The 19,422-nt window shown below is 31.9% G+C and carries 17 protein-coding genes; 2 read left to right on the top strand and 15 right to left on the bottom strand.

What is annotated here, in order from left to right; all coding sequences use genetic code 11:
- Positions 1-125: 125 nt before the first annotated feature.
- The 15 genes from GIY83_RS23085 to GIY83_RS23015 all read right to left on the bottom strand — a co-directional run bounded on the left by GIY83_RS23085 (position 126) and on the right by GIY83_RS23015 (position 17,860).
- Positions 126-1,526, bottom strand: coding sequence for a lipopolysaccharide biosynthesis protein (locus GIY83_RS23085; RefSeq protein WP_208683648.1), 1,401 nt, complete (start codon positions 1,524-1,526; stop codon positions 126-128).
- 1 nt (position 1,527) lies between these two features.
- A complete protein-coding gene (gene wecB / locus GIY83_RS23080) occupies positions 1,528-2,649 on the bottom strand; it encodes a non-hydrolyzing UDP-N-acetylglucosamine 2-epimerase (protein ID WP_194617177.1) in 1,122 nt (373 codons plus the stop codon).
- A 52-nt stretch (positions 2,650-2,701) separates the two neighbouring features.
- A complete protein-coding gene (locus GIY83_RS23075) occupies positions 2,702-3,775 on the bottom strand; it encodes a lipopolysaccharide biosynthesis protein (protein WP_208683644.1) in 1,074 nt (357 codons plus the stop codon).
- A 7-nt stretch (positions 3,776-3,782) separates the two neighbouring features.
- Positions 3,783-6,257 (bottom strand): SLBB domain-containing protein, encoded by a 2,475-nt coding sequence (locus tag GIY83_RS23070; protein ID WP_208683640.1) that lies wholly within the window; start codon positions 6,255-6,257, stop codon positions 3,783-3,785.
- 53 nt (positions 6,258-6,310) lie between these two features.
- Positions 6,311-7,357 carry a dTDP-glucose 4,6-dehydratase gene (gene rfbB / locus GIY83_RS23065; protein WP_208683639.1) on the bottom strand — a complete coding sequence of 349 codons (1,047 nt, stop codon included), beginning with the start codon at positions 7,355-7,357 and terminating at the stop codon, positions 6,311-6,313.
- A gap of 12 nt (positions 7,358-7,369) precedes the next feature.
- Entirely contained in the window at positions 7,370-8,371 is a 1,002-nt protein-coding gene (locus GIY83_RS23060; protein WP_194617173.1) for a mannose-1-phosphate guanylyltransferase, read from the bottom strand.
- 6 nt (positions 8,372-8,377) lie between these two features.
- Positions 8,378-8,797 carry an adenylyltransferase/cytidyltransferase family protein gene (locus GIY83_RS23055; protein WP_194617172.1) on the bottom strand — a complete coding sequence of 140 codons (420 nt, stop codon included), beginning with the start codon at positions 8,795-8,797 and terminating at the stop codon, positions 8,378-8,380.
- Between the two features lie 11 nt (positions 8,798-8,808).
- A complete protein-coding gene (locus tag GIY83_RS23050; protein ID WP_305038388.1) occupies positions 8,809-10,092 on the bottom strand; it encodes a nucleotide sugar dehydrogenase in 1,284 nt (427 codons plus the stop codon).
- Between the two features lie 300 nt (positions 10,093-10,392).
- Positions 10,393-10,860, bottom strand: coding sequence for a UpxY family transcription antiterminator (locus tag GIY83_RS23045; protein ID WP_194617170.1), 468 nt, complete (start codon positions 10,858-10,860; stop codon positions 10,393-10,395).
- An 81-nt stretch (positions 10,861-10,941) separates the two neighbouring features.
- Positions 10,942-12,333, bottom strand: coding sequence for a UDP-glucose 6-dehydrogenase (locus GIY83_RS23040; protein ID WP_208683637.1), 1,392 nt, complete (start codon positions 12,331-12,333; stop codon positions 10,942-10,944).
- 28 nt (positions 12,334-12,361) lie between these two features.
- On the bottom strand, positions 12,362-13,345 hold the full coding sequence (locus tag GIY83_RS23035; RefSeq protein ID WP_208683636.1) for an SDR family oxidoreductase: 984 nt from the start codon (positions 13,343-13,345) through the stop codon (positions 12,362-12,364).
- Between the two features lie 9 nt (positions 13,346-13,354).
- On the bottom strand, positions 13,355-15,802 hold the full coding sequence (locus tag GIY83_RS23030) for a polysaccharide biosynthesis tyrosine autokinase (RefSeq protein WP_208683634.1): 2,448 nt from the start codon (positions 15,800-15,802) through the stop codon (positions 13,355-13,357).
- A gap of 15 nt (positions 15,803-15,817) precedes the next feature.
- The gene (locus GIY83_RS23025; RefSeq protein ID WP_194617166.1) at positions 15,818-16,609 is read right to left on the bottom strand and encodes a polysaccharide biosynthesis/export family protein; all 792 of its coding nucleotides are present in this window, start codon (positions 16,607-16,609) and stop codon (positions 15,818-15,820) included.
- Between the two features lie 70 nt (positions 16,610-16,679).
- Entirely contained in the window at positions 16,680-17,300 is a 621-nt protein-coding gene (gene recR / locus GIY83_RS23020; RefSeq protein WP_194617165.1) for a recombination mediator RecR, read from the bottom strand.
- A 194-nt stretch (positions 17,301-17,494) separates the two neighbouring features.
- Positions 17,495-17,860, bottom strand: a complete 366-nt coding sequence (locus GIY83_RS23015) for a CoA-binding protein (RefSeq protein ID WP_194617243.1) — start codon at positions 17,858-17,860, stop codon at positions 17,495-17,497.
- Between the two features lie 151 nt (positions 17,861-18,011).
- Between GIY83_RS23015 and GIY83_RS23010 the strand changes: the two genes are divergently transcribed.
- Both GIY83_RS23010 and GIY83_RS23005 read left to right on the top strand, forming a co-directional pair.
- Positions 18,012-18,641: a MarC family NAAT transporter gene (locus tag GIY83_RS23010; protein ID WP_208683632.1), complete on the top strand. Its 630-nt coding sequence runs from the start codon at positions 18,012-18,014 to the stop codon at positions 18,639-18,641.
- A gap of 300 nt (positions 18,642-18,941) precedes the next feature.
- Positions 18,942-19,298, top strand: a complete 357-nt coding sequence (locus tag GIY83_RS23005) for a helix-turn-helix domain-containing protein (RefSeq protein ID WP_208683630.1) — start codon at positions 18,942-18,944, stop codon at positions 19,296-19,298.
- The last annotated feature ends 124 nt before the right edge of the window (positions 19,299-19,422 follow it).

Below are 19,422 nucleotides of genomic sequence, written 5' to 3'. Positions count from 1 at the left end.
ATATTTATTCAATTCTTAAGTTAATAAAATTAATGTAACATTAAATTTATTTTATATAGTATCTTACTAAAAAAATAAATTGAAATTATCTTATCAATACCAATGATTGAAAATAAAAAGCAGAATTAATGTTTCTTTAAAACTCTTATTACTAAATCTCGATTAATAAACAAAATTAGTATAAGTACTAAAACAAATAACGGCAACTGATATTTAAAATCTAAAACATTTACTAAGAAAATTAATGCAATAACACCAATTAAAGTTATTATATAAGAAAATACATTTATGCCTAAATTTAACTCTTCTCTCAAATCAAAGTATCTCAACAAAAAGATAACAAAAAAACCAGAAAAATAAGATATCGATATTCCATACAACCCCCATCTTCCAACTAATAAAAAGCACAAACCAATAGATACAGCTCCTCCAATTATTGTAGTAAAAGTTATTTTTGCGGTTGATCTACTTTTTTGGTGAATAAGACTAATTAGTGTAGCTACAGTATTAAACCCAACACCTAAATATAAAAAAGACATAAATCTCCAAGATTCATAAAACTCTGAGTTAACAACATACTTTGTGTAAATAGGTGCTCCAACGATAAGGATCACAATAATACTAAATTCTATTTTGAAAAAATAAACCAATAACTTACTAAAATCTACAAGTTTGATGTCTTTTTTAAGGAAGCCATCTTGAATAGGTAACACAAAGATGGAGTTTACTATCACAATAATAGACGGAAATCTTGAAGAAATTGCATAAACTCCGTTTGCTTCTGTCCCTAAATAATGTAATATAATAAATTTACTTGCTGAACCTATTACCCACCAACTCATCAAATTAGGAATAAGTGGAAGCGAATAATGGCACATTTCTTTCATTAATTCTTTATTTAGAGCTTGAAAAGAAAAATACTTAAATATATTAATTTGAAATAAAATCAATAAACATGCTATAGTATATGCTATTACATTCGCAAGCAAAATTCCTTCAACTTTAAAGTGGAACACATATATAAACAACACATTAAAAACAATTACTAAAAATGTAGTCAAAAGGCCATTAACAGCAAACTTTTTAGTATGTCCTTCTCCTCTTAAAATACTTTGCAATATGGGCAGCAAACAATTCAGGAACATTAAAGAAAAAAAATAACCTTTGTATAGGAACGTTTCCAATTCTGAGTAAATTAACAGAAATGCAGAAAACAACAAAAAGCCTGCACCAAATGCAAGCATTGAATTAGAGATTATTTGTTTTTTTAAATACTCGTTTTCTTTATCTTTATCAATCAACCAACGATAAGCCGCATCAGATATCTGCAAAGAAACCAGAGGAACAAATAATGTGATTGTTGTTATAAATATATCGTACTCACCTAAATCTTTTTTTGTCAAAAAAAACGTATAGAGAGGAAGAAGTAAAAAAGAGAGAACTTTCGATCCAAAGCTTCCTACAGAATAGATTAAGGTCTCTTTAAAAAGATTATTGCCAAGACGACTAGAAGGAATTTCACCCATTTTAATTTGTACGTATGAATTCAACTATTCGTTTGCACGCATTACCATCTCCATATGGATTATGCAAAGCACTCATATGCTGATAACGATCGAGGTTGACTAGTAAATCATTTGTTTCAGAAATTATTCTTTGTTTATCAGTACCAACTAAAATTACAGTTCCTGCATCGACAGCTTCTGGTCTTTCTGTAGTATTTCTCATTACTAAAACAGGTTTACCTAAACTAGGTGCCTCTTCTTGTACTCCGCCAGAATCAGTAATAATCAAATAGGATTTTTTCATTAACCAAACAAATGCTGGATAAGCCAAAGGAGTAATTAATTTTATATTAGAAATATTTGATAAAATCTCGTATACAGGTTTTTTTACATTAGGATTTAAATGCACTGGATAGACAATTTGAACATCTGGATGCTGCATTGCAATTTCTCTTAAAGCTTCACAAATATCTACAAAGCCCTTTCCATGATTTTCACGTCGATGACCGGTTACTAAGATTAGCTTTTTAGATGAATCGACAATTGACTTTAAAAAATCAACTTCCTGGTTATCTATTGAATCAACAATTACCACACTTTCTAATAATGCATCTATTACAGTATTTCCTGTAACTAATATACTATCCTGACTAACATTCTCTGCCAATAAATTTTCTTTTGAAGCATTTGTAGGCGCAAAATGAAAATCAGCAATTCGTCCAGTAACTTGTCTATTAATTTCTTCAGGAAATGGAGAACGCTTATCATAAGTACGTAATCCAGCTTCTACATGGCAAACTTTTGCTCCTGAATAAAATGCCGCTATACTGGCAGCCATTGTTGTGGTTGTATCGCCATGAACATAAACGTAATCTGGTTTAAAATCTTCTAAGATAGCTTTTAATTCGGTAATAATATCAGCTGTTAAAGAAAATAAATCTTGATTAGCTTTCATTAAATTTAAGTCATAATCAGGAACAATTTCAAAAAAATCCAACACTTGGTCTAACATTTCTCGATGTTGTGCTGTTACACAAACTTTGGATTCAAAATCAATTTTATTTTTTTGAAATTCTTTTACCAAAGGAGCCATTTTAATAGCTTCCGGTCTAGTTCCAAATATTATTAAATTCTTAATCTTCATAAATAGTAGTTATCAAACATTAAATTAAATCAAAAAATAATTAGTAAATCAACTAGGAATTCAAGGATTCCCTAATATATTTTTTTATAACAAGAACTAAAGCAGCTAGAAATGTAAAAAGAAATGCCCCAATCAAAATCCCTTTAAATTTTCCTATCTGGTCCTTTTTCAGAGGTAAAATTGGTTTGTCAATTATCTGAATTAAAGGAGTTTCTTTGCGCAAAGTAACCTTGGCTAATTCTGCTTGTTTTACTAATTCTGTTAAGATTGCAATATTTGCCTGGACGTCAACTTGTTTTTTTGATGATGGCGCTCGTCTAACATTTAAAGCAGGATTTAAATTGAAAATATTATCATTTGCAACAGCTACACCGGTAATCGCATCATCAAGCTCTTTTCGAATAGAATCGGTCTGCCTTTCAAGAATATCCATATTGATTCGAGACTTTTTGCTTTTAGTTTCAATGTAAAACTTACCAACTTGATTTGCCAAAGCCTCGCAGAAATATTTTGCAAATAATTCATTTTTAGATAAAACCTGCATTGTAATGATAGAAATTTTTTTATCCTTCTGATCAACATCTAAATCACCCTTTGCTAAATTTTCATAAATATTACCTAATATACTATCATGTACTCTTGTAAAATTTCGTCGATCATTATTGGGAAGAAACTGTAAATTTTTAAATAGACTATTATTATTCCACCTTTCTCTCCAATTATTATTTTCTATATACATTTCAGCCAATGAAATTACTTTTCCCTTTACTTTAACAGGACTCAACAATGTTTGCTCTACCATTTTACGAGATTTAAATAATTCTGTTAAATTTGAACCTGTAAAAATACTACCACCGCTACCTCCAATATCCAGACCAAGCGTACTTGCTAATCCTAATGCACTACCTAATCCTCCTCCTGATTTTTCATCTTCAATTGCAAAAGACAATGTAGCTATATACACAGGTTTTTTAACAAAAGAATATGAAAAGCCAAGAAAAGCTCCTATGACACCAAATATTAAAATAATTTTCCAGCTTGAAATTAAATAATCAAACCATTCTTTTATTGTTTCAAGAAATTCTTTAAACGAAATTTCGTCATTTTCAGTATTTTTATTCTCCATTAAATAATTATTTAAAAGCAGTTACAATCAATAATGCCAGACTGGTTATCACGCTACCAATACTAACCCATTCTCCCGTACTCATTTTTTTCGATTCTGGCTTTTCAGGAACCACTATTTGAGAACCTGGCGTTACTGAAGGATAAGCTCTAAAAAATAGGAAAGAACTTGTGACGGAAGCATTACCGTTTGGATAGATAATATATGCCTTTTTCTTCCAGCCCTTATTGTCTACCCCTCCAACAGCATTAATATAATATTTAAATCCTTTTCCTTTTCTGTAAGGGATTTCTGATGTCAGCAATACATTTCCGGCAACTTTAACCCCTTCATTAAAGATTGCAACTTCAATTTCATCCCCGGGAAATAAAGTAACGTTTGAATAATGATTTTTATCTTTTATAATTTTCTCCCAGTTGATCGGAATAACAGCAAATTTCACTTGATCTCTTAATTTTTTAGATAATTTAGAATTGAGAGTATCATTTCCCTTCGAACCTAATTGTTCTTCTGAACCTAATTTTTTATCTAAATTAAGATCTACACTTTCTAATTCTTGAATCTGTTCTTCTTTTACAGGTCTTTTGATTCTCATGCCATCTAAATTTGCAATAGAGCTTAATCCTCCAGCCCTCATAACAATATTGTATACAGACTCCTTTTTATTTGCCAGAACATATTTTCCTGGATATGTTACAGCCCCGCTCACTTTTACCATCTCTGGTTTTTCGTAAATTGCCATTTTGCGAATATTGATAACATCAAACGGTTTTAGTACAAAATTTTTAAGTTGTTCGTTGCTATCTGAAGTAATTTCAATCTCCATCAATTCAATGCGCTTGGGATCTGCATCATTTACGACATCAGACTTTACCATTCTAGCAATTTCAACCCTTTTAGATGCTGAACCTGTTAAGCCACCAACTTGAACGACTAGATCATTTAAAGTTAAATTCTCGAAATACTCATAAATTCCAGGATTTTTAACTTCTCCATCAATAGTTACTTTATATTCTTCTCTGAAATCCAAAATAGAATAAACTGTCACAATATCTTCTCTTTTCAATTCTATATCCGAATTCAAATCTCCTGATAATGCAGCACTTAAATCTACATTTACAATTTCTGTAGTTAAATCTTTTTTTAATCGAATAATCCTTGCTCTTTTTGTATAAGCGTCTTCTTTTAATCCTTCGGATCTTGTAATAAGATCAGAAATTCTCATTCCTTCATTATAAGAATAATAGTCCGGTCTAAAAACAGCACCTTCAATTTTAATACGATTTTCAAATCGGTTTAAAATTTTAGTCACTCTAAATACATCACCAGATTGTGGTAAATATGTATTATACTCACTTTCATTTATATCATGTACTTTAAATTCTTTTCCTGTTTTCTGCGTTACATTTACTGATGCAGTATAGGCAAATTCATTAAAACCAGATGCAAAATTCAGCAGATCAGAAAATTTTTCTCCTTTTTTCATTTCAAAAATTCCGGAACGTTTTACCTCTCCTTGAACTGTAACTCGTTGACTATATGCAGGAATTCGAATAACATCATTATCCTTCAAACTTACATTATCAGATTGATCTCCTTTAACCAAAAATCTATATATATCAATACTTTTATAGACTTTATTATTTCTGATTAATTCTATATTTCTGTAGCTCCCATTTTTCCCGGGTCCACCGGCCAAATGTAAAGCATTATATACTGTAGCTAAAGAAGAAACTGAATAGTTACCAGGTTGCTTTCCGCCGACAATAGTGACTTTAATAGTACGTATTTGACTTAAGCTTATACTTACCTGTGATTGTCCAGAACGAACTGTACTATAAACTCTGGCAATTGCTGCTTTAATTTTTTGAGTTGCGGCTTCAATTGACATTCCTGAAACAGAAATTTGTCCGACATTATCAATATTTACTTTTCCTTCTACACTAACCGGGATATTAGCATTATATTCCTGAACTCCATATACACTTATCTGTAATTCATCACCTGGTCCCAAAACATAATTCATAGGAGTCGCTAATTTTAAATCAGGCTCAAAATTTAAAGTAGGATTATCAAATAATTCAGAACCAAAAATTAAAGAATTAATAGAATCTTTTACTTTATCATTTTTAACTATTTCCTGTCTTCTTCCAAATTCAGAATTTTTAGTTCCAGTTTTTGAATTATTATTTTTATCTTTTACATCTTTATCAGAGTTTTTTTTATCAAACTCAAGAAGTTTAATTCTAAGTTTATTAAATTCACTTTGAGTCATCCCTTTCGACAAAGCCACTGGCTCAACATCATCAATTGACGCATTATTGCTTTTTAATTGAGTGCTAATTTTAGCGAGATCATCCTCCGACAAATAATCAACTTGTACGCTACTTAGATCTCTCGATTTAAGTATGTCCTGAGCATTTGCATTAAATGATAGTAGTGAAATCACAATTAGCGTAAGAACGTAAGTTATTTTTTTCATATGAAATTATAATTTTATCTATAGTCTTGTTTAAATAAAACTATTTATTTTTTTTAGGAATACTGTTTTTTATAATAATCTTTATAAATGCCTGATGTTACATTTTCTAACCATTCTACATTACTTAGATACCAATCTATTGTCCTTTCAAGACCTTCTTCAAAAGTTACTGAAGGTTTCCACCCCAACTCTTTATTAATTTCAGAAGCATCTATTGCATAACGCAAATCATGTCCTGGTCGATCCTTTACATAGGTAATCAACTCTTGAGATTTACCTTCTGCCCGCCCCAGCTTTTGATCCATAATAGTACATAACAATTTTATTAAATCAATATTCTTCCATTCATTAAATCCACCAATATTGTAGGTTTTGTGATTCTTTCCTTCATGAAAAACTAAATCTATTGCAATTGCATGGTCTTCGACAAATAGCCAATCACGAGTATAATTACCATCTCCATAAACAGGCAATGGCTTGTTATTCAAGATATTATTAATAAAAAGCGGAATTAATTTTTCAGGAAAATGATAAGAGCCATAGTTATTAGAACAATTTGTCAAAACATAAGGTAACCCGTAAGTCTCACCATAAGCCCTTACAAAATGATCTGAACTTGCCTTAGAAGCTGAATAAGGTGAATTTGGATTATAACGAGTTGTTTCGGTAAAAAGACCTTCACTTCCTAAAGAACCATAAACCTCATCAGTACTTATATGATAAAACCGTTTACTCCCATAATTATCTTTCCATTGATTTTTGGCAGCATTCAATAAATTCATCGTTCCAATAACATTTGTCTTAATAAATACCAGTGGATCTTCAATAGAACGATCTACGTGGGATTCTGCTGCCAAATGCAAAACACCATCAAAATTATGGAGCGAAAAAAGTTCATTGATAAAATCCTCATCCACAATATCACCTTTTATAAAATTATAGTTAGGTTGATTTTCGATATCCTTTATATTTTCCAAATTACCAGCATAAGTCAATGCATCAAGATTGAAGATTTGATAATCAGGATATTTCTTTACGAAACGTCTTACTACATGTGAACCAATAAAACCAGCTCCTCCAGTTATAAGAATTTTATTCATCTTAAATTTCAATTAATTTAATAATTCTGAATTTATTTTTTCCAACTCATTATAAATATCCTTTACATCTTGTGAGTTTTCTTTTTGCAAAATTAAATTTGCTGTATCGGTATACACAAAAATAGTGTTTTTTAATCCCAGAAAGGTTGTGTGCTTACCTGAACCAATTACCATATTTCCATTTTTGTCTATCGGATGCCCTTTTAACACTAAATAATCATAAACCGACTCAAATGATCCTAAATCTGACCACGAAAAAGCTGCAGGCACTACTTTTATTTTTTTACTGCGTTCCATAACAGCATAATCAATACTAATTGATGGAATTTCTAATGACAAATCTAAATCCAAAAAACCTTCTTTACTTGCTTCCCATACAGCTTTGGATTTTTCATAAACATCAGGTTGAAATTGTTTTAATTCTTCTAAAAGAACACTCGCTTTAAAACAAAACATTCCACTATTCCATAAAAAATTACCTCTGGCAATAAACTCTTTTGCCGTAGTTTTGTTTGGTTTTTCACGAAATGAAATTACATCATCTCCTTTTGATTCGATATAACCATATCCTGTTTCTGGCTTGGTAGGTATAATTCCAAAAGTTACAATAAAACCATCCTTAGCTTTTGAAACAGCCTCATTAATTGCTTTGTTATAATCTTCTATTTTATCAATAATATGATCTGACGGTGTTACAATTAATATATCATCAGGATTCGACGCAAATGCAGCAAAAGCAATTGCAGCTGCAGTATTGCGAGGTGTTGCTTCCACTATATTCACATAGCAAGTTTTGGTTTTATCCATCACTTTACCACTTAAATGATGGTTATCAACATTTCCAACAACCATTACCTTATTCACTAAGTGACTGTTACGATCAACCGTCATCTCGAATAAAGATTTATTCTCAAATATCTCAAGATATTGCTTAGGCTGGCTTTTTCTTGAAAGCGGCCATAATCTGCTACCTACACCACCAGTTAAAATAACGTGAGTTATTGACACTCCCATATATTATTATTTTTTTAATTGTTTTTCAGCAACCTCTTTCCTAAGATTACTACTTGAAAATCGATGATCTCTAACATTAAAATAAAGTGCTATTCCTTTTTGTTCACAATAAGCGCGCCCTGTAAAGTTTTTTTCTCGATATTCATCACCAATAATACGTACATCTATTTTAAAGGATCTTAAAATATCTTCTAAATCTTGTTCAGTTGCATAAGGCACAATTTCATCTACAAATTTGCAACCTTTAAGTTGTATATATCTTTCTACTACGGTTTGCGAAGGACTATTTTTGTCAGGACGATCAAGTGTGGGATCCGTTTGCAAACCCACTATTAAATAATCACATTCTCTCTTTGCTTCTTCTAACATCTTAATATGTCCGGCATGCAATAAATCAAAAGCACTAAAAGTTATTCCTACTTTCATAATTTAAAAAATTAAAGTCTATTATCAGCTATACTGCCTAAAACTCCTTTTACATCATATAATAAACTATTTTCTTTTTGCAAATCTGAAAAATTTAATTCTAAGAATTCTGCGTGTGCAACTCCTAAAACAATCGCATCAAATTTATTATCGGGAGTACTGTTAATAGTTATTAAATTATATTCTTTTTTTACATCATTCGCATTAGCAAGCGGATCAAATATCGTGACTAATATTCCGTATTCTTTTAATGCTTTTACAACATCTACAATTTTTGTATTGCGAACATCCGGACAATTTTCCTTGAAAGTAATCCCCAACATTAGAAGATTTGCTCCGTTTACTGAAATTCCTTTTTTGATCATCAATTTTACTATTTGAGAAGCAACGTATTCTCCCATGCTGTCATTCAAACGTCGACCTGCTAAAATTATTTCGGGATGATAGCCAAATTCCTGAGCTCTTTGTGCTAAATAGTATGGATCAACACCAATGCAATGTCCCCCTACTAATCCCGGTTTAAATGGTAAAAAATTCCATTTTGTTGATGCAGCTGCCAATACTTCTTGCGTATCAATATTCATTAAATTGAATATTTTGGCTAACTCATTTACAAAAGCTATATTGATATCTCTTTGTGAATTCTCGATAACCTTAGCTGCTTCTGCAACTTTTATACTTGGTGCCAAATGTGTTCCGGCAGTAATTACCGATTTGTACAAAGTATCAACTTTTAAGCCAATTTCAGGTGTTGACCCAGAAGTTACTTTTAGAATTTTTTCGACTGTATGCTCTTTGTCTCCGGGATTTATCCTTTCTGGTGAATACCCGGCATAGAAATCTTCATTAAATTTTAATCCTGAAATCTTCTCTAAAACAGGAACACATTGTTCTTCCGTTACACCAGGATAAACTGTAGATTCGTAAATTACGACATCTCCTTTTTTTAGTACTTTACCAACGGATTCACTTGATTTATATAAAGGAGTCAAATCAGGGCGGTTATTTTTATCAACCGGCGTAGGAACGGTTACTATAAAATAGTTACAATCGACTATATCATTTAGGGATGTTGTGCAATACAATCCCCTTTTAGCAGAAGGATTATCTACTAAAACAGCTTGCAAAGTAGCATCATCAACTTCTAATGTTGTATCTGTACCTGATTTTAAAGAAGCTACTCGTGCTTCATTAATATCAAAGCCAATAACTGAATATTTAGTAGCAAATAATCGAGCCAAAGGCAGGCCAACATATCCTAAACCAACAATGGCTATTTTTACGTTTTCGTTCAATTTGTAATATTTTTTATCTATTTCAGTCATAAAAATTCACGGCTTCGCCATTCTGAGTCACAAAGATTTGACACAGATACTCTAAAATCATTTTCGGCAAATATAGCATATTAAGTCAATTTATTCAATACGGTTTCGCGTAATACAGAAAAAACAAACAAATAAACAACAATAACATGCAGCAACACTCTATTGGTCAGCATGTAAAAATTCAACTTATAAAAAAAACAGAAAATAAAATTTCTATTTGGAGAAATCTTACCTTCTGTTTAATACCAATAGTTATACAATATAACTACTTTATTTATATTTTATTTTAAGGACGCACCCTAAAGATTCCAAAACTAACGTATAATAAGTATTTGAGATTTCCTGAACTATTGCATCCTGATTGCTAAAAACTCCGGATTCTAATTTGATACGGTCACCAACCTGAATCGAAGACACTGAAATATCACTTAAATTTGGAGCTGCAAGACTCGTTTTTATGATGTTAATTTCTTCATCACGAACAATAGCCGGTTTTCCTAACCAAAACAAATACCGGACTACACCTGAGATCTGAAAGACCGAATTTCGATCAGTATCTTCTAACTGCACAAAAACATAAGAATTAAAAAGCGGCACCTCAATTTTCTTCTTTCTATCGGTCCATTGTTTGATTTGAATTATTAATGGACAATAACATTCAATTCCAATTTCATTGAGTCTTTCGGCAACTTTTTTCTCCCATTTGGGTTTTGTATATACTACATACCAATTCTTCATTTTTCTTTTTATTGAAATAAACTTTAAACCAATCTTCCCTTATTCGTTTCATATTAAATTTTACCTCAATATCTTTTGTAACTAAGAACCTATTGCTTTATAAATAAAACCTATTGATTCTAATTCTTTTGAATCCAGAATATTTCTTCCGTCAAAAAGAAATGCCGGTTTGTGCATCGAGTCATAAATTTTTTGCCAATCATAAGTTGTAAACTCATCCCATTCTGTTAGAATCGCAATGGCGTGAGCGCCTTTACATGCTTCATAGGCATTATCAAATATTGACAGGGCCTTACTATTTGCTTCGTCACTTCTTGTTTCTAAATAATCTAAATCGCTCAGCATTTTATTTCTTGAAACCTTTGGATCATAAACAGAAATTTTAGCCTGCTCATTAATAAGATCATCAGCAACATAAATCGCAGCAGATTCTCTGGTATCATTTGTATCTTTTTTGAAAGCCCATCCCAAAAATGCAATTTTCTTATCAGCAACTGTATTGTATAAAGTCTGAACTATTTTATTCGAAAATCTTCTTTTTTGATGATCATTCATTATAATTACCTGTTCCCAATAATCAGCCACCTCATTTAATCCGTATGATTTTGCAATGTAAACTAAATTCAAAATGTCTTTTTGAAAACAAGAACCACCAAAACCAACAGATGCTTTTAGAAATTTCGGTCCAATCCTGCTATCCATTCCAATTGCTTTTGCTACTTCGTTGACATCAGCGCCTGTCTTTTCACACAATTCAGACATTGCATTAATAGACGAAATTCTTTGTGCCAAAAATGCATTTGCCGTTAATTTAGACAATTCTGAAGACCAAACATTTGTCGTTAGAATTTTATCTTTACTCACCCAATTTGCATAAACATCAACTAAAGCATTAATAGCTTCTTCACCTTCCGGCGTTGTATCTCCACCAATTAAAATTCTATCAGGATTTAATAAATCTGTAACCGCAGTGCCTTCAGCTAAAAATTCCGGATTTGATAAGATTTGAAACTGTACCCCATTTCCTGTATTATCCAGAATACTTTTTATCGCCTCAGCCGTACGTACTGGTAAAGTAGATTTTTCGACAACAATTTTATTCTGCTTGGCAACTTTTGCAATTTGCCTTGCACAAAGTTCTATATATTTTAAATCGGCTGCCATACCTTTTCCTTTTCCATATGTTTTGGTTGGCGTATTTACCGATATAAAAATTACCTGAGCCTCATCAATAGCTTTTTCTACTTCTGTCGAAAAGAAAAGATTTCTCCCTCTTGCTTCCGCTACTATTTCTGAAAGTCCGGGTTCGTAAATCGGAATATTATCTGTATTTGGATCGTTCCAATCTTTAATTCTTTGTTCGTTCAAATCCACAACTGTGACTTGAATATCGGGGCATTTTTGAGCAATTACTGCCATTGTCGGACCCCCAACATAACCTGCACCAATGCAACAAATTTTTGTAATTTTCATTTAATTTACTATTATCTTGATCCTTATTTTATTTTAAATTTTGCCAATACCAGCTTACCGCTTCTTTTAACCCATCCTGCAATGAATATTTAGGATCATATCCTAAAATTGTTTTTGCTTTATCTATACTTGCCAGTGAATGCGGAATATCACCTGCTCTATTGGCACCGTAAACAATATTCACATCTGCTATTTCAGGGTCAAATTCTGATAGATATTTTTTTAAGTATCCTACCAGATCGTTTAATGTATTGCGATCACCAAATGCGGTATTGTAAACTGTATTTATGGCTTCCGGATTTTGACTCGTCATTGCCAGTTCATTCATCTGAATTACATTGTCGATATAAGTAAAATCGCGAGAATAATTTCCGTCTCCGTTAATAACCGGACTTTCATAATTCATTAGTTGTGTAACAAACTTTGGAACTACGGCAGCATAAGCTCCATTAGGATCTTGCTTTCTTCCAAAAACATTAAAATATCTCAAACCTATCGTCTCCAAACCATAAGTTCTGCTGAAAATTTCAGCATACAACTCGTTTACATATTTTGTAATTGCATATGGTGATAATGGCTTACCAATAACATCTTCTACTTTTGGCAGCCCTTGCGAATCACCGTAGGTTGAAGAACTTGCTGCGTATACAAATCTTTTTACTTTTGCATCACGAGCAGCCACTAACATATTTAGAAAACCGGAAACATTAACATCATTTGTCGTAATTGGATCATTTATAGATCTTGGAACAGAACCTAAAGCAGCTTGATGCAAAACATAATCAACTCCATAGACTGCTAAATTACAATCAGCGATATTTCGAATATCACCTTCGATTAATTTATAATTAGGATTCTCTATAAAATCTTTCAAATTATGGTGATGCCCTGTAGAAAAATTATCCAGACAAACTACTTTATGACCCAATCCTAAAAAATACTCGGACAAATTCGAACCAATAAAACCCGCTCCGCCTGTAATTAAAATTGTATTTTGAGTTGATGTTTTCATTATATCAAATTATTTTTTCTTGAATTTATTCAAAATTTCTTCCCAGAAGCTTAATTTATTTACTTCATCATGATAACCGTTTGAATAAGCTCCATAACCGTACCCATAACCATAAGCCGTGCCATACTTCGCTTTATTCTCATAACCATTTAAAATAATACTAGCATTTGCAAGCTCCCCGCGCTGTACTCTGGTATTTAGCAACGTTATCATGTCTTTTTTAGTATAATTTTGTCTTACTATATATAGCGTAACATCAGCATATTGCGCTAACTCCAGCGCATCTGACACCAGCCCAACAGGAGGCGTGTCCAAAATAATATAATCGTATTGTTGTTTCAGCTCCAAAATTAAATCCCGCATTGCATCGCTCAAAATCAATTCTGACGGATTTGGAGGTATTGGCCCTGACAGGATAACATCAAGATTAGGAATTTGTGTAGAGTTGATAATCTCAGCTAAACTATTTTGTTTAATTAAATAATTCACAACTCCTATTTGATTTTTCAAACCAAACTCGTCTGCCAATCTTGGTTTTCTTAAATCCAAACCAATAATCACCGTTTTCTTTTCGCTTAAAGCGAAAACTGTAGCGATATTTATCGAACAAAATGTTTTTCCTTCTCCACTTATAGACGAAGTGATCATCAATGTTTTTGGACCACTTACCTGTTGTTTTTTATACAAAAACTGCAATGAAGAGCGAATTGTTCTAAAAGCTTCTGAAAGTGCTGACTTTGGTTTATCAAAAACTGCTAAATTCAAAGAATCTTTATTAACTCCAATTACTCCAATTAATGGTATTTGAGTTAATTTACTAATATCTTCAGTATTCTGGATTGAATTATTAATAAAGAAAATTCCGAAAATGAATAATAAAGGTATTAAGATTCCTAAGAATAAAGCTAAAATATAATTTACAGAAGTTTTAGGACCTATTAATCCTCCACCAATATCTTTTGCGGGATCAATAAAATGAAGATCTGATAAATTTGATGCTTTTACAATCTCAGCCTCATTTCTTTTCTTTAAAAATTCAGTATAAATATTATCGCTTAAATCATATTTTCTTTGAATTTTCAACAATTCCTGCTGCTCTTCCGGAAGTCTTTTTACAGTGCTTTCGGCCTGACCAATTTTAGCATTTACCATTGCTAAATCTGTCATTAAAGATCCTTTTGCAGAAGCTATATTTTCCAGCAGAACATTTTTCACAGCCTGCATTTGGTTATCAAAATCTTTAAAGATTTTGTCGCTTTTTACCGCATAAGCCATTTCTGACCTTTGTGTAGAGAGCGCAATAAGTTTCGAAACATTTACAACAACATTAGGATCTTCTATTCCTGCCACAGAAGGCGCGGGTAATCTCGAGTAATCGACACTATTATTTAAGTATGATTTTAAAGAATTGTAATAGGCAATCTTTCTTGTAACCTGATCTCTTTCGACATCAAAATCCATGATTTTATCTGAAACTTTTTCTCCTCCTCCTTCAATCTCGTAAATATTTTTATCTTTCCTGAAAGATTTAAGCTCACCTCCAGTTTCTTTCAATTGCGATTCCATTGCAACAAGAGTACTATCAATAAATCGAATAGTATTAGTAGCAAATTGATTTTTTCCGTCAAGCTGAAGTTTGATTAACATTTTTACCGTAGCATTCAAATACTCGACCATTCGGGCTTTATTTGTTCCCTGCATTGATAATGTCAGTATTGAACCGCCTTTATCATCAGAACTAACATTTACTCCTCTGTAACCTGACACAGTACCATCAAAATCATTGAATTTTACAAAATATTCGATGCCTGTATACAGCCCCGGATTATCATTTATTTGCAGTTTCCAGTTTAAAAAAGGCAAAGACACCTGTTCTCCAACTTTATATTTTTTCACAAATTCCGTTGGCGGAACAGCAGTATTACTATAAGTATTATTAGAATAGGTTATTAATGAAACCGAATTATTCTCGAAAGGAATTCGAATTTCATATTCATTGGCACTCAAGAATTTAATACCAATCAAGGTGTTTGCTAATTGACCTTTTGATTTGTCTATATTTACATAAAAAGGAACAGCACCGTAAGAATCGACCAAATTGTATTTTCCTTGTGTAAGGTAATCGATATAAAACTGCAACTTCTCAACCACCAATTCGTTATGAGATCGTGATTGTATTATAGTGGAAATTCCGTTTACCTGATCTGAAACCCCTCCCCAATTAAAAACTAAACTGGTATTTGAGGTAAAAAATGGATTTCTTTCTTCTTTAATAGAAACCATGGTTTGCATAGCGTAAATTTTCTCTTTTCGAATATTTACCTGATATGCAATTGTAAAAGCGATGATTAAACTAGCTAAAAACCATTTCCAATAACTTAGAATCTTCAATAAAAATCCTTTAAAATCAAAATTTGAATGATTTTCAAAAATGGAAAAATCTTTTATATCTAACATTTTTTGAATTTAAGTTTAGTTTTTAAGCAATAGAAAAACTGTTGTAGCCAATGACAAAACAGTAATAATTGTAGTAATGGATTCTATACCTGTTTTTCCTGTTCCCCAACTTTTTTGTTTCAGTGGTTTTACATACACATAATCATTTGGCTGCAAATAAAAGTAAGGCGATTTTATTACATTAACATCTGTCAAATCAATATCATGCATTTCTACGCCTGTTGGAGTCTGACGAATGATCGTTACTGCTTTTCTATTTCCGGTTATGGTTATATCACCTGCATTTGCGATGGCTTCCATAATATTTACATGTTCCTGAAACAATGTTTTTGTACCGGTACTTCCTACTTCTCCATTTATTGTATACCTGAAACCCGCTAATTTTACTGTAACAAAAATATTAGCTTCCTTTTTAAAATATTCTTCCAGTAATTTTTTTTCAATTGTAATACGGACCTCTTCCAAAGTGTATCCTATAACATTAATTTCTCCTAATATTGGCATTCTGATATTACCGTGATCATCAACTGTAAATCCGTTAAAATATAATGTTGATTCAGATTTCACTGCTCCCGAAGAAGCTTCTGTTGTATTAAAAATTGAAACTAATTTAGGATCAATTGCTTTTATATCGACACTTAAAATATCATTTACCTGTAATCTGTAAGGTTTAGATTCTACAGCGGCAATGTTATTTTGCTCACTGGAACTGTTTTTATCCTGCAAATAGGTTAAGTCTTTTACTGGAATACAGGAGGTAAACAACACGCTAATTAGCAGTAATATATAAAAGCCGTTTTTTGTCATTATTGAAATTTTATCGCAAATATAGCTTTTCCTTTAATTTTCAGAAAATCTAACCTTTATTTGGGTTTATTTAATTGTTTTTGAAAGTTTTTTCGAACGGAACGCGATGTAAAATACTTCTTCCGAGGGTAATTTCGTCTGCATATTCTAATTCATCACCTACTGATATACCTCTGGCAATTGTAGAAATTACAATTTCTGATTCTGCAATTTGTTTATAGATATAAAAATTCGTTGTATCTCCTTCCATAGTAGAGCTTAATGCAAAAATAATCTCGATTACTTTTCCCGTTTTTACTTTTTCGACCAAAGTCGAAATATTTAACTGACTTGGGCCAACACCTTCTATTGGAGAAATTTTCCCGCCTAAAACATGATAAATACCTTTGTACTGACCGGTATTCTCGATTGCCATAACATCACGAATATCTTCCACTACGCAAATAGTCTGGTGATTCCTTGCCAAATTGGCACAGATCTCACAGACTTTAGTATCTGAAATATTATGACAACTTTCGCAAAATTTAATATCCGCCCGCATATTTAATAATGCCTGAGATAAAAAGCCAGTTTGTTCTTTTGGCTGTTTTAATAAATGCAGCACTAATCGCAACGCCGTACGTTTACCAATTCCCGGTAATTGCGACATTTCGTTGACTGCTTTTTCTATTAATTTTGATGAAAATTCCATGACGACAAAAGTAATATTTTTAATGGTTTAGTAAACTTGAAGACCACTAAATTCAATAGGACCCAGAATACCAATTTTAGATACTATAAATTCTTTCTATCCCCGATGGTAACGGTATCCTCCTTTTGTGGTGGGGTTCACCACAAAAGATATAGTAAATCCCAAAACTTCGGGGAAAATAGCTTCTAAAAAAATTAATACTGATTTGTAGCTAATAAAACCAAAGTACAAGCAACTTCTGCCTTAATATTATTCAGTTCTAATAATTGATATAATTCAGGGTTTTCGGTTCCAGGATTAAAAACTACACGTTTTGGCTGTGCTTCGATGATATAATTATAGTAATCACGCTGACGCGCAGGATTTAAATATAAAGTTACTGTGTCTATATTTTTTACCGGAATTGCTTTGGTATGAATTTTTACACCTGCAACTTCTCCTGTATTCTGTCCAATGGCCAATACAGTATGTCCTTTTTCGACTAACATATTTATGGCTCTAAAAGCGTAACGATCTGGTTTTGTGGTAGCGCCCAAAACTAAAGTTTTTTTATTTTTCATCATTTTTAAATATTTTACAAAAGTAATCAAAAAGTACGAGCTTAGTTTAGCTTATTGATTGAGATATAATAACATTTAAAATAATATCCTAACAAGAATTTGCTTTGAGATATTAAAAAATAACTATTTTTACTTCATTAACTTCAACTACATGGATTTATTCATTTATTTATTTGCTGCTCTTTTCTCGGTATTAAACCCTATCGGAACGGTGCCAATTTTTGTTGGACTCACACAAGATGATTCTAAGGAAGAACGTTCCCGAATTTCGCTTTGGACTGCCATAAATGTTTTTATTATTTTAATTGTTTCGTTTTTTATTGGCCAATATGTTCTGAGCTTTTTTGGAATCAGTATTGACGCGCTTCGAATTGCAGGGGGAATTGTAATTGTAAACTCAGGCTTTTCGCTACTTTCGGGAAAAATAAACAAAAAACGAGGAATCAATAAAAAGGTCGAAACAGATGCGCAACAGCGTAATGACATCGCACTCACTCCATTAGCAATCCCAATGCTTGCCGGCCCCGGTTCGATATCTTTACTTATTGCTTTTTATCAGGAACATCATGGAATGCAAGAAATTATCATTTCAACTCTGGCTATTTTAGCTATTGCAGTTGCCATTTTCGCTATTTTAAAGAGCGCACATTATTTAGCCCGAATACTAGGAGCTTCAGGAATTGTAGCTATTTCCAGAATTGTCGGCTTTATTGTCATCTCTATTGGAATACAGTATATTGTTAGTTCTATAATAAATATTGTCAAGGGAAATCTAATGTAAATTCTTTATTTCATAGTCTAAAAAAAGAGGTAAATAACTTTACCATTTATCCCTTTTTTTAGAACTCATTCAGAAATGTTCAATTATTTTGCTGATCATATTCCTGCAACTCCTTACTTCCTTGACACCAATACGTATTTGATCATCTAAATTGTTCGTCCTCACAGTCCGACAATAACCCATCTTCAATAACCAAATTGCACAGTTCGTCCATCAGTTTCTAAACAATTACATTCATCTGAGAAACCTTTTCTGTGCTCAGTTTGGTTAATTTATGATAAGGGGTCATTTGTCTATCTAATGCTTGGAATTAAACAGGATGCATTGGCTTTTGATCTGGGGGAAGACTGGAATCAAAAGAAAATTTCTATGCTAGAGCAAAAAGATGTAATTGAGGATAATATACTTAAGCAAATCTCGAACTCATTAAAAATTCCTGTTGAGGCTTTTCAGAATTTTGATGAAGAGCAGGCTGTGAATTTAATTTCATGTAATTTCTCAGATAATGCAATGTTCAATAACAGAATTGAAGTTTTTAATAATAATCCGATCGACAAATTGATACAACTTCATGAAGACAAAATTGCATTATACGAGCGCATGCTCAAAGAAAAAGATGAAATGATGCAAAGGCTTGAAAAATTAATCAATAAGTAAATTAGTTATCATAATTTATAAAGACAAAGGCTCAACCAAATAGTTGAGCCTTTTTAATATCAAATTTTATATTCCGCTTTCAATTGCATTATTCTAAAATCATAAAAAGCAGTTGAAAATATTT

It is taken from the genome of Flavobacterium sp. SLB02 (assembly GCF_009664855.1).
GTDB lineage: Bacteria > Bacteroidota > Bacteroidia > Flavobacteriales > Flavobacteriaceae > Flavobacterium.
The sequence above is the reverse complement of the archived record's forward strand: the minus strand, read 5'-3'. Positions and strand labels throughout refer to the sequence as shown.